The sequence below is a fragment of the Pseudomonas sp. LH1G9 genome, from assembly GCF_002949975.1.
GTDB classification, from domain to species: domain Bacteria; phylum Pseudomonadota; class Gammaproteobacteria; order Pseudomonadales; family Pseudomonadaceae; genus Aquipseudomonas; species Aquipseudomonas veronii.
The window spans coordinates 833,413-845,000 of the sequence record NZ_CP026880.1 but is presented as its reverse complement, the minus strand read 5'-3'; the positions used below and the strand labels follow the sequence as shown (position 1 = coordinate 845,000).

The window sequence follows — 11,588 nt, the reverse complement described above, 5'->3', positions numbered from 1 at the left end:
GGGGTGTTTCATATTGAGTTCGGTGGTGAAGCGCCAGAGCAAGCCATTTTCGCTGACGCCATCGTTCTCCAACAACAGCGTCAACATTTCCAGTTGCCCGAAATCGCGAGGATGGGATTCGGCATCGCAGCAATAGCCACAATAGAAGCGATGATTGAGCTCGATGTAGACCGAGCCCGCCATAAAGCCCAGCTCGTAGTGAAGGCCGTAATAACGGTTATCCCTGGCCGCGCTGTAGTAACGGTCGATAACCGCCGCAGTGGGCGCTTCAGAGGGCTTGGGCAGCGTGGGGTATTTATCTTCGACGCACTTGGCAACGGCTTGCCAGAGTTCCAGTTGCAGGTCTTTGAGCGTCTCGGTGAAGGCTCTCTGCAGGTCCTTGACCACGAGCAGGTTGTTGTCCTGGCGTAACGTCTGCTTGAGCGCGTCCATGTAGGCGTGTCCTTGGTTCTGGAAAGTCAGTTTTGCGATGAGGTCGATGTACTGCAGCAGGCTTTCTCGCACGCCCGCTTCGCGGATCACCCAAGGTTGGCATTGCGCAAGCCAAGGCAGGATGTCGGCGGCGTAGCTGATGCGTTGGTAGTCGATGCCCAGGCAACTGCGCGTGTCGGCATCGCGCCCGTCCAGGGTGAGGTACAACGGCGGGAACGTCTGGTAGCCCTCGCCCTGGAGCGCTTCCAGGTAACGGTGCAACTGGGCGTCCTGGTCCTCGGCGTTGAGCTTGTTCTCAATGATGATCGCCTGGCGCTTGCCGTTGCGGATCAGGATGTCGACATTGCGGTACTCGACATCCACCGTGACAGCGCGACAATCGAAGCCTTCTATATTCAACGCCGCGAGCCACAGCTCCAGCAGTTTCCCGCCCGCGGCGTGGGCGCCCTTGGGGTTGAGCAAAAAAGCCAGGTAGCGAGAGTGCAGGCGGACCTCGTCCGAAGCGCTGCGCAACAGCGTGAACAGATTGAAGGGTTCAGGGCGATGAAGCGTGGCCCTGAGTGAGGCGGCGCGAGTGATCAATAGGTGCAAGGCTCATCTCCTTGTGCTTGCGATGCCTGAGAATGAGGCATTGTGCCACTATTTTATGACACCGCACCGTCAAAATCGGGCCCATTGTTTTTAGCTGATATCATTCGAGAATTGACCAGGTGGGTGAGACCAACATGAACCGTCGTAAAAAGATCAATCAGCTATTAAAGGCCAACGCGAAAAAGGCCAGTGCCAAATTGGCGCCGAAAGCCAAGGACAAATACATCAGCAAGGCTGACCGATTGAAACTCGAGGTAGAGTCCAGTCAGGACACAAACTAGACCGGCTTACACCCGGCGGCCTATTCAGCTCAGGCGGAAACGTGCGGTGTTGTCACTCAGCGCACGACTGCCCTTGCTCAACGTATCCGCTGCCTGATTCACCGCCCGCGCGCCATCGAGCAAGCGCCCTGCCGCCTGATCCACTTGCTGGATATTGCCGCTCACCTCGTCCGCCGTCGTCGCTTGTTCTTCCACCGCCGCCGCGATATGCGCCAGAGTGTCGGTGACGTTCTGCACGGCTCCGGCGATCTCGCCCAGCCGCGCGCCCAGCCCGGTAACGGATTCGGCGTCGGTCAGCGCCTGGGCACAGGCGACGCTCATCAGTGTGACGGCCTGACTGACCGTGGCGCGCAGGCTGTCGACGGTGCCGGCGATTTGCGCGGTGGAGGCCTGGGTGCGTTGCGACAGGCTGCGCACTTCATCGGCGACCACGGCAAACCCCCTGCCCTGTTCGCCAGCTCGCGCGGCTTCGATGGCGGCGTTGAGTGCCAACAGGTTGGTTTGCTCGGCGATGCCTCGAATGGTGTCGACCACCGACTGAATCTGCTGGCCCTGTTGACTCACTTGCTCCAGGGCGTTGGCGGTGTCGGTCAGGCGCTGGTTGAGTTGCTGGATGCTCGCCGTAGTACGCTGGCTGTCGCGGCTGCTGTCTTCAGCGATGCGGCGGGTGTGTTGGGCGCTGCCGGAGGCTTGCTCACAACTTTTGGCGACGCCCATGGAGGTGGCGGCCAATTGCGTCGCCGCCGCAGCGATCTGGCTGATCTGGTGTTGCTGGTCTTCGACGTCGCTGAGGGTACTGCCCGACTGCGAATTGAGCGTAAGCACCGCCGACCCGAGTTGCTGAGTCTCGTGATTGACCCCCAGCAGGCTGGTACGCAGTTGCACCACCGCCACGTTGAGCGCCGCGCTGATCGCCGCCAGCTCATCGCGACCGTCCACCGCCACTTCCACACACAGGTTGCCGTCGCGCAACGACTCAGCCAGCGTGGTGATACCGCTGGCACTGCGGCGGATCGACGCTTGCAGGCACATGAACAGGTACAGCGCCGCCAGGGCCAGCAGGCTGAAAATGGCCGCTACGGGGATGAATTGTTGCAAGGAGCGGTCGTGGTAATGGGTCAGGCGCGCATCCAGCGAGCCGAGAGACTGCTTGCGCAACGCGCCCAGGCTGCCGAGCATGGTGTCGACACTGCGCTCGAAACTGGCAGGGTCAAGCTTGATGGTGCCGCCAAACACGCCGTCGTCGAGCACTTTGAGCTCGCTGTCCAGTTGTTGCAGGCTGTTGTCGTACTGCGCGGTCCAGGGTTCCAGGCCGGCGTATGGCTTGGCCTTGAGCGATGCCGCTGCCTTGACCAACTGGTCCCGCGCATCGCCGATACGACCGCGCAGGTCGCGCATCTGCAAGCGGCTTTGCAAGGTGAACTGGCCCGAGGCGATGGACGACTGACCGATACTGGCCATGCGCCCGATACGCTCGATCAGGTCCGGCGTGTGCTGGCTGGAAATCTGCATCAGCAGGTAAGTCTCCAACCAGGGGTCGAGGATCAGGCCGGCGTCGAGGGTGATCTGTTCACGCAGGGTTTGCATGGCGCTCAGCGCCGAGGTGAAGCGGTCGTAGCCGTCTGGCCACCAGCCGACGGTGCGCAGGGATTGCACATCCATCCCCTTGACCGCTGCCTGCAACGCATCGAAGCGGGCCAGGGTATCGGCGCTCGCGTCCTGTTTCTTGAGCGCGTCGCCCAGGGCTTGCAGGCTTTGCAGGATGAGCGGGTTGTTCGCATCCACCTGGTCCATCGCCGCCTTGGCTGCGGGAGTCGGTTCACGCAGCAGGTCCAGCGCTTTCCAGCGCGACGCCAGGTTGCGTTGGGCCGTTAATTGGCCATCTAGCGCGTCCAGGGTCAGCAGTTGAGAAACGCCGGACTTTTCGCTGGAAATCACCGCGAGTTTGTCGCGATAGTCCAGCCCGATCATCCAGAGGCTCCCGGCCAAGGGCAGCATGAACAGAATGAACAGAATCTGGAATTTGCGTGCGAAGCCGAAACGTCCGAGCAGGCGGATACCGGGTGACAAAAGACTGTGCATGGCCGACTACTCCCTAAAACCACCCACACGCGGCAACGATGGGTGACGCCTTGAAATGACTAACGGCAAAGTGCCATGTCATTGATTGGGAAGGCTCAAGCAAGATACGGGCCGCAGAGAGCGCCCCCCTGAACAGGCGGTGCGACACCCGAAAAATCGTGTGCCGTGCGCGAAGATGGGGCGAAAGCACTCAGCGTCGGGAACGACCGCGTAGCGAGTGGGTTCGATCAACCCGCTGCGGTCACGCCAGCAACGCGGTGATCCACTGCACTTGCCGGGCGACCTCTTGCACCTTGGCCGGCGGTAACGCCTGGCGGGCCTGTTCGAAACCGGCCAGGGTTTTCTGCTTTTGCCGCAGCAGGCGTTGCCACTTGGCCAGGAAGTCCGGGCTGCGGGCCTGCAGGTGCAGCGGGCCGAAGTACAACTCCTCGGCACTGTACACCCGCGGTTCGGCGCGCTCGGCGACGATGATCTCGTAGTAGAAGCGGTTTTCCCGCAACAACTCTTCGACCAGGATGCGGTAACCGTTGTCCATCAGCCATTGGCGCAACGGTTGTTCACCGCCGTTGGGTTGCAGGATCAGGCGCTCCTGGCCGGTGAGGCAGGCCTTGCCGCTGTCGAGGATGTCGCGGATGGTCTCGCCGCCCATGCCGCAGACGCTGATCGCACTGATCGCGTCGCCGGGTTCGATGGCTGCCAGGCCATCGGCCAGGCGCACGCTGACATGTCGCTCCAGGCCATTTTCACGCACGGTGCGTTCGGCGGCCTGGAATGGCGTCGCGGCCACCTCCCCCGCCACCGCCGCCGCGATCAGGCCGCGGCGCAGCAACGCCACCGGCAGGTAGCCATGGTCGGAGCCGATATCCGCCAACCGCGCCCCGGCCGGCACATGCGCCGCCACGCGTTCCAGGCGCATGGACAATGTGTGTTCGTTCAACTGGGGCCCCTTCTTCACCACGAGTGTCAGTGCGAGGGCTATTGACGCACAAACTCCACCACCCGCTCCAGCATTCGATCACAGGCATCCAGTTGTTGCAGGCTGATGAATTCATCCGCCTTGTGCCCCTGCTCCATGCTGCCCGGCCCGCACACCACGGTGGGAATCCCCGCCTGATCGAACAACCCGCCTTCGCTGCCGAAGGCGACGGTACCGAAGTCCCGCGAACCGCAAAACTGCGCGACCCACTCAGCGGCCTGGCTTTGCGACGAAGTCGCCAACCCCGGATAGCTGGACAACTCACTGAAACCGATCGCGCACTGCGCACTCACCGCCTGCATCGCCGGCAGCAGGGTGTGCTCGGCATACAACCGTAACTGGTGCGCCACCTGCCACGGGTCCTGGGCCGGCAGCGAGCGTACTTCGAAATCGAAGCTGCACTGCTGCGGCACGATATTCAGCGCCTTGCCGCCGCTCATCACCCCGGTTTGCACCGTGGAAAACGGCGGATCGAACGCCGCGTTCAGGTGTTGCGGCGCCTTGAGTTCTTCACCGAGCCGCACCAGCTCCCGGATCAAGCAGGCCGCGTATTCGATGGCGTTGACGCCCGACGGCGCATAGGCCGAATGACACGCCGCGCCATGCACATCGCAACGCATGGCCAATTTGCCTTTGTGCCCCAGCACCGGCTTGAGCTCGGTGGGCTCGCCGATCACGCACAACAGCGGCTTGACCGGCTGCGCGCAAAACCGTTCGATCAATGAACGCACGCCCAGGCACCCCACCTCCTCGTCATAGGACAGCGCGATATGCACCGGCATGCGCAACGACGCCCGCACCAGCGCCGGCACACAGGCCAACACACAGGCGATATAGCCCTTCATGTCGGCGGTGCCACGCCCGTACAACTTGCCGTCTTGTTCGGTGAGGTCGAATGGCGCCACGCTCCAGCGCTGGCCGTCCACCGGCACCCCATCGGTATGCCCGGACAACACGATGCCGGGCACATCCGCCGGGCCGATGGTCGCCAGCAGGTTGGCCTTGTTCTTGTGTTCGTTGAACACCAGTTCACAGGCGACGCCGTGGCCCTGCAAATAAGTACGCACGAAGTCGATCAACGCGAGGTTGGATTCGCGGCTGGTGGTGTCGAAACGCACCAGTTGCGCCAGCAGGTCACGGCTGTGGCTCATCGGTCATCTCCCGGCACCGCATAGCCCGGCGCGATGTGCGGGTGGAGGGCGCGGTCGAGGTAGTCTTGCAGTTGCCCGCGATAGGCCTGCCACAACTGATCGAGGGCGCCGATCGGCTCGGCATCGGCCCAGTCCACGCGCAGATTGACGATGGGCCAGAGCAGATCGTCGACCACCACCAGGGCCGCCGAATGCACCGGCCCCGCTTCGCCGCCGAGGGCCTGGCCTGCGTGCAGCGCGGCGAGCAGCCGGTCAGCCAGATGCCCCGAGGCGTTTTCGAACGCGCCGACCATCGCGGCGATCACACCGGGATTGGCCAGCATGTTCCCGGCCGCGACGCATTGCTCGCCGCTCTGCGCGGCATGCAGGCCGAGGGTCTGCGCGCCGCTGAAGTGCGCGGTGCGGCCCAGCCGATCGATCACCGTCACCTGCCGATAGTCGCGATGGTCCTGCCCGGCGAACACTGCCGCCACGGCTTCACTCGGCGTCATGCCCTGCTCCAGCAGGTCGAGAATCTGCGGGCCCAGGCTCGGCAAAGTGATGTTCTGCGACGCCACCGCGCCCACACCGGGGCGCAGCCACGGGCAACGCGCGCCCACGGCGATGCTCGACGAACTGATGGCGATCCCCAACTGGCCCGTCTCGGCACAGCGGGCAACAACGGAAAAGGTCATAGCGCTTCCTCAGTCGAGCACCGACGCATCGGCATCGATCATCATTTGCTTCATTTCTTCAAAATGCTGGCGCGAGAAATCGGTAATGCCTTCCCAGCCCCGCGCGGTTTTTTCCGCCACTTCATCGGACAACACCCGCAACGGCTGCCCGGTGGACCACGCCGTGACGAGGATCTGGCAGGCGCGCTCCAGGGTCCAGATATCGTCGAACGCTTCACCGATGGACGAAGCGGTCACCATCACGCCGTGATTGCCCATCAACAGGCGGCTCTTGCCGTCGAGCAGGCCGACCAGGCGCGCGCCTTCGGCTTCGGTATCGGCCATGCCGCCGTAGAGTTCGTCGACCGCCACGCGGTTGAAATAGCGCGCGGTGTTCTGGTCGATCGCCGGGATGTGCGGCTTGGCAAGGCACGCCACCGCCGTGGTGTAGACCGGGTGCAGGTGCAGCACGGCGCGGGTGTGCGGCAGCAGTCGGTGGATCTGCCCGTGGATCGACCAGGCGGTGGCGTCCACGTTCGGGTGGTCGGCACAGCTGGGGTCATCGGCGTTCAATAGCAGCAAGTCGCTGGCGCGAATGCGCGAGAAGTGCTTCCACTTCGGGTTGAGCAAAAACTGTTTGCCATCGGCCGACACGGCAGCGCTGAAGTGGTTGGCCACCGCTTCGTGCATACCCAGGTGGGCGACGATGCGAAAGGTCACTGCCAGGTCAATGCGCGTCTGTTCTTCGAGGGATAACGCCATGGATCGGTCTCCGCAGGGCGCGACCGCAAGACGGCGGCCGCGCAATAGGCTTACTTGGGCATCAGCGCCGCAAGGTCGGCATCGGTGGGGGCCTCGAAGTTGTACTTCTTGAGCAAGGCCGCGTATTCCGGCGTGGCGCGGTACTTCTCCAGGCCATCGAGCAGGGCCTTTTTCACCGTGTCATTGCCCTTCTTCACGCCGAAGCCGTTCAGCACCGGGTAGATCAACGTGTCGGAGGAAATCACCACGCGGCTGCCCAGCTTGTCGATCACGCCACGGGCCACGGCCGCGTCGGTGATCTGCGCTTCGACCGCATGGGCCAGCAGCGCCTGGGTGGTTTGCGGGTCGGTGCTGTACTCGCTGATCTGGATCGGCTTCAAGCCCTTGGCCACGCAGTACTCGGCCGACAGTTTGTTCATCTGCGCGAGCCAGGACGTAGCGCCCATGGAACCGATCTTGTGGCCGCAGAACTCCTCGGGGGTCTTGGGTTGGAAGGTGCTGTCCTTGAGGGTGAGGATCGACTCACCGCTTTTCAGGTAGGGGATCATGTCGATGACCTTGACCCGCTCGGCGGTGATGTACATCGACGAGTTGGTCACATCGAAACGCCCGGCCTGCAGGCCGGTGATCAGGTTGGGAAAGCGCGTGTCGAGAGTCTCGACCTTGCGCCCCATGACCTTGCCCAGGCCGTCCATGAACTCGATATCGAAGCCCGCTGGCTTGTTGTTATCCATGTACTCATAGGGGAAGAACGTCACATCGGAACCGGCGATGATCTTGCCGTCCTGCTGGAACGCCGAAGCCGCCAACGAGGTCATCGCAACCGCTGCGCCCAGCAGGCACACGGCAAGGGGACGAACACTTTTACGAAACGCTGTCATGGTCAATACCTGCAAGGGGGTTGGGAGGTTAGGCAGTGGCAGAATCTTGTCCGGCCTGTTGCACGAAGAAAGACGCGCCACGGGGTTTCTGCGGCAAGCGCAGTTGGTTGTCCGTGGAACGTATCAAGCCACTTTCTTCACCGGCCACCAGCAGGCCGGCATGTGCGCTGGGCAGAGGGTTTTCGCCGAATGGCAGCGCGTCTTCAGCGGCGTAGACGCTGATGAACAGGGTGCGCGGCAGTTCGGTCTCGTTAGGGCTGGAGGCATGCAAAAGCCGGGTGTGCATGAAGCACACGGAACCGGCCGGGCCGTAGCAGGCGACCGGTTGCCGACAGTGTTGCGCGACCACGGCGTCGTCCACCGCGCCGGTGAAACGCTGGTTCTGCCAGTGCGACCACAACGGGCCTTTATGGCTGCCGGGGATCACATTCAGCGGGCCGTTTTGCGGGGTCACTTCGCTGACCATCAGCAAGGCGGTGATGATGTCGTCGTTGCTGTGGGGCGTGAATAAAAAGTCCTGGTGCCACTTCACCTGGGTCGCGGTGCGGGGCAGCTTCGAGTTGATCTTGCTGTGGTGAAAGCGCGTGCCACTGGCGCCGATCAACTGCGCGGAAATCGCCGCCATGCGTGAATGCAACGCCACGCGCTCATACACCGGGGAAATCTCGGTGGGCGAACTGACCCGCCGCAGCGACGGGTGATCGGCGCGATGGTCGCCCTCCAGATCGAAGCGTGCGCGGCCATCCACGGTGGTGCCCCAGCCCTGGTCATGGCGGCGACTTTCTTCTACCCATTGGTCGAAGTCGTGCTGCAACGCGGCCACTTCGTCCATCGACAACACGCCTTCCACCACCAGGTAGCCATCGCGCTGGAACTGCTCGATTTGATGTTGCTCGATCATTTTGTTTTTCCTGAACGTTAGAGGGTCACGCCAGCGAGACGTCCTTGAGGAACGCCTCCACGCGTGGGTTCTGGCCGCTGCGCAATACCGCAGGCGTGTCGTCGCAGACCACACGCCCCTTCTCCATGAACACGATCCGATCGGAGACCTTGAACGCGAAATTCATCTCGTGGGTGACGATCACCATGGTGATGCCCTCCTCGGCCAAGGCTTCGATGACTTGCAGCACTTCGTTGACTTTCTCCGGGTCGAGCGCCGAGGTGGGCTCGTCGAACAGCATGATCTGCGGGCGCATCATCAACGCGCGGGCGATGGCCACGCGTTGCTGCTGGCCGCCGGAGAGTTGGTGCGGGTACTTCCAGGCGTGGTCGAGCATGCCAACCTTGTGCAGCAGCGCGTAGGCCTGTTGCTTGAGCGCGTCGGTACGCCCCAGGCCGTGATATTTCGGCGCCATCAGCAGGTTGTCGAGCACGCTCAAGTGCGGGAACAGGTTGAAGCTCTGGAACACCATGCCAATGTTCAGGCGATGCTCGGCGTGTTCGACGTACTGCGGTTTCTGCGCGCCGGTTTTGTTCAGGTGGATGAACGGCTGGCCGTTGATCCTGATCTCGCCGTTGTCCAGTTGCTCCAGGCCGTTGAGCAGGCGAATCAAGGTGGTTTTGCCCGACCCCGACGGCCCGATCACCGACACCACTTCACCGGGCTGGACCTGCAGGTTGACCGAGCCCAGCACCTCGATGTCGTTGTAGGCCTTGTGCAGCCGCGTGGCTTGCAACGCCGGGGCCCCGGTGGTTGCCGGACGTTGCAGCGCAACCCGTTGTTGCGTGGCCAGCGCCAGCACCGCCGCATCGGGAACCCGCGACACATTGCGTTGGTTGACGTCGAGAAAGCGCTCCAGGCGTTTGAGCAGGAAGTCGAACACGGTGACGATAAACACGTAGAAAAACGCCACCGCCGCCATGGTTTCGATCACCAGGAAGTTCTGCGAATACAGGCGCTGGCCGACCATCAGGATTTCCGTCAGCGAGATCACCGACACCAGCGAGGTGAGCTTGACGATGGAGATGTATTCGTTGGCCAGGGACGGCAGCGCCACCCGCACGGCCTGGGGGATCACCACGCGCCATTGGGTGCCGAAAAACTTCAAGCCCAACGCCCGCGCTGCCTCGCCCTGGCCTTTGGGGATCGAGAGCAGACCGCCGCGATGGATCTCGGCCACATACGCCGTTTCGCAGATCACCAGGGCCAACAGGCCGGACCAGAACGGGTCGGCCAGAATCGCCGACGTGCCGGGCAGCGCTTGCGGCAGGTTGTAGATAAAGATCAACAGCACCAACAACGGCAGGCTGCGGAACAGCCAGATATAGCCACGCGCAGGAACGCTGAGCAGCCCATGCCTGGATTGCTTGGCCAGCGCCAGCAGAAAGCCCAGACCGATGCTCAAGACCCAGGTCAGGGTGCTGAGCTTGATCACCGTCCACGTTGCGCGCCAGAACTCGGCGTCACCCAGCAGACCCAACATATAATTCCAATCGAATGTCATCGTTGCGCTGCCCTGCCCCAAAAAAGAAGTTGATCTGCGTCAATGAATTCAGAGTCGTGGCGGGAGGCACTTGGGGTCAATTCGTAAAACCCGGTCCACTGGGTAGGCAGAACCTACGCAGCCCCCCGCCACCCTCGAAACCACCAAAAATCAATGTGGGAGGGGGCTTGCCCCCGATAGCGGCGCATCAGCAACACATCAGCAAGCTGACCCACTGCAATCGGGGGCAAGCCCCCTCCCACATTGGATAGGCTGTAGGCCCTGACCGAAAGGGTGCGCGCCTGAACTCACCGCGCCGAACACGCCACCTTTTGGTGCAAATTCAGCTCACACTGCTGAGCGAGCGCACCGCATGCGGGTCAAAAAAGCTCGGCGGGGCCATGCCGGGGATGTACTGGTCGGACACAAACATGCGGCAGCGCTCGGCAAACGCCGACACCACACGCGACAGCTGGGTGTTGCTCGCCGTGGCGTAGCCCAGCTTCATCGGCCGGTGCGCGCCCGCCAGGCGCAGGCGGATCACGCGTTTGCCGTCCTGGGACAGGTTCGATTTGGGCCGCGCATTCGCGAAGGAATAACCGATCCCGTTGCCGACCATGGCGCGCACCGTTTCGAGGTTGGTGGAGCGCATGATGATGTTCGGCGTGGTGCCTGCCTGCATAAACAGGCTGAGGAAATAGTCGCGGCTCCAGGGCGTGTCGAGCAGCACCACCGGGTACGCTTCCAGGTCCTGCATGCTGACCGCCGACAGACTCGCCAGCGGGTGGTACTCGCCGACCATCACATACGGCGGCAGGTGCGCCAGGGGTTGGAAATCGATGTCGGGGCTGGTCACCAGGTCGTAGGTCAGGGCGATGTCCAGCTCGCCGCTGCGCAGTTTTTCCAGCAGTTCCTCGTGGTTGCCTTCGGCCTGGGTCAGGCGCACGCCGGGAAACGCACGCCCGAAACCAAACACCAGCTCGGGGGTGATCATCGGCGCCAGCGACTCCAGGCAACCCACGCGCAGCGGCCCGCGCACGGTGTTCAACGACTCCGAGGCGATGGTGTAGAGGTTGCTCACCTGCTCCAGAATCTGCTTGGCTTCTTGCATCACCAGGCGCCCCACGGCCGTCAGCGAAATGCCTTGGGCGTGATGCCGGATAAACAGCTGGATGCCCAGCTCGGCCTCCATGTGAGTGATCGCCGCCGAGATCGACGGCGACGAAACATGGATGCGTTCAGCCGCGGCACTGATGCTGCCGGCCTCGCCCGACGCGACGAAATATTCCAGTTGGCGCTGAGTGATACGACTGAGCATCAGGCCTGTACCTCGGTAATGACTGTATGCCCAGCGCG

General features: G+C 62.7%; 11 protein-coding genes (1 of these 11 running past the window's edge). 1 reads left to right on the top strand and 10 read right to left on the bottom strand.

Annotated elements, in window-relative coordinates; genetic code table 11:
* A protein-coding gene (locus C5F70_RS03965; protein WP_046382618.1) for a PD-(D/E)XK nuclease family protein crosses the window boundary here: on the bottom strand, window positions 1–1,023 show its 5' portion. 159 nt of this gene lie to the left of the window's left edge; the window shows 1,023 of its 1,182 coding nt (coding positions 1–1,023); it begins with the start codon at window positions 1,021–1,023; the stop codon falls past the left edge of the window.
* Window positions 1,024–1,157: 134 nt separating this feature from the next.
* Here C5F70_RS03965 and C5F70_RS03960 point away from each other — a divergent pair, with 134 nt between their 5' ends.
* A complete protein-coding gene (locus C5F70_RS03960) occupies window positions 1,158–1,304 on the top strand; it encodes a DUF2986 domain-containing protein (RefSeq protein ID WP_082107721.1) in 147 nt (48 codons plus the stop codon).
* A 24-nt stretch (window positions 1,305–1,328) separates the two neighbouring features.
* Here C5F70_RS03960 and C5F70_RS03955 read toward each other — a convergent pair whose 3' ends face one another.
* From C5F70_RS03955 to C5F70_RS03915, 9 genes are all read right to left on the bottom strand, one after another.
* Window positions 1,329–3,386 (bottom strand): methyl-accepting chemotaxis protein, encoded by a 2,058-nt coding sequence (locus C5F70_RS03955; protein ID WP_104902746.1) that lies wholly within the window; start codon window positions 3,384–3,386, stop codon window positions 1,329–1,331.
* A 241-nt stretch (window positions 3,387–3,627) separates the two neighbouring features.
* A complete protein-coding gene (locus C5F70_RS03950) occupies window positions 3,628–4,323 on the bottom strand; it encodes a tRNA (adenine(22)-N(1))-methyltransferase TrmK (protein WP_026140332.1) in 696 nt (231 codons plus the stop codon).
* A gap of 38 nt (window positions 4,324–4,361) precedes the next feature.
* Entirely contained in the window at window positions 4,362–5,513 is a 1,152-nt protein-coding gene (gene argE / locus C5F70_RS03945) for an acetylornithine deacetylase (protein ID WP_017849365.1), read from the bottom strand.
* Complete coding sequence (locus tag C5F70_RS03940) at window positions 5,510–6,187, bottom strand: DUF1028 domain-containing protein (protein WP_104902745.1); 678 nt, start codon at window positions 6,185–6,187, stop codon at window positions 5,510–5,512. Before C5F70_RS03940 ends, argE begins: the two co-directional genes overlap by 4 nt.
* A gap of 9 nt (window positions 6,188–6,196) precedes the next feature.
* Window positions 6,197–6,928 (bottom strand): class II aldolase and adducin N-terminal domain-containing protein, encoded by a 732-nt coding sequence (locus C5F70_RS03935; RefSeq protein WP_104902744.1) that lies wholly within the window; start codon window positions 6,926–6,928, stop codon window positions 6,197–6,199.
* 50 nt (window positions 6,929–6,978) lie between these two features.
* Window positions 6,979–7,809: an ABC transporter substrate-binding protein gene (locus C5F70_RS03930; RefSeq protein WP_104902743.1), complete on the bottom strand. Its 831-nt coding sequence runs from the start codon at window positions 7,807–7,809 to the stop codon at window positions 6,979–6,981.
* A 28-nt stretch (window positions 7,810–7,837) separates the two neighbouring features.
* Window positions 7,838–8,710, bottom strand: coding sequence for a phytanoyl-CoA dioxygenase family protein (locus C5F70_RS03925; protein ID WP_017849369.1), 873 nt, complete (start codon window positions 8,708–8,710; stop codon window positions 7,838–7,840).
* A 25-nt stretch (window positions 8,711–8,735) separates the two neighbouring features.
* On the bottom strand, window positions 8,736–10,253 hold the full coding sequence (locus tag C5F70_RS03920) for an amino acid ABC transporter permease/ATP-binding protein (RefSeq protein WP_046486813.1): 1,518 nt from the start codon (window positions 10,251–10,253) through the stop codon (window positions 8,736–8,738).
* 322 nt (window positions 10,254–10,575) lie between these two features.
* The gene (locus C5F70_RS03915; protein ID WP_017849371.1) at window positions 10,576–11,550 is read right to left on the bottom strand and encodes a LysR family transcriptional regulator; all 975 of its coding nucleotides are present in this window, start codon (window positions 11,548–11,550) and stop codon (window positions 10,576–10,578) included.
* Between the last annotated feature and the right edge of the window lie 38 nt (window positions 11,551–11,588).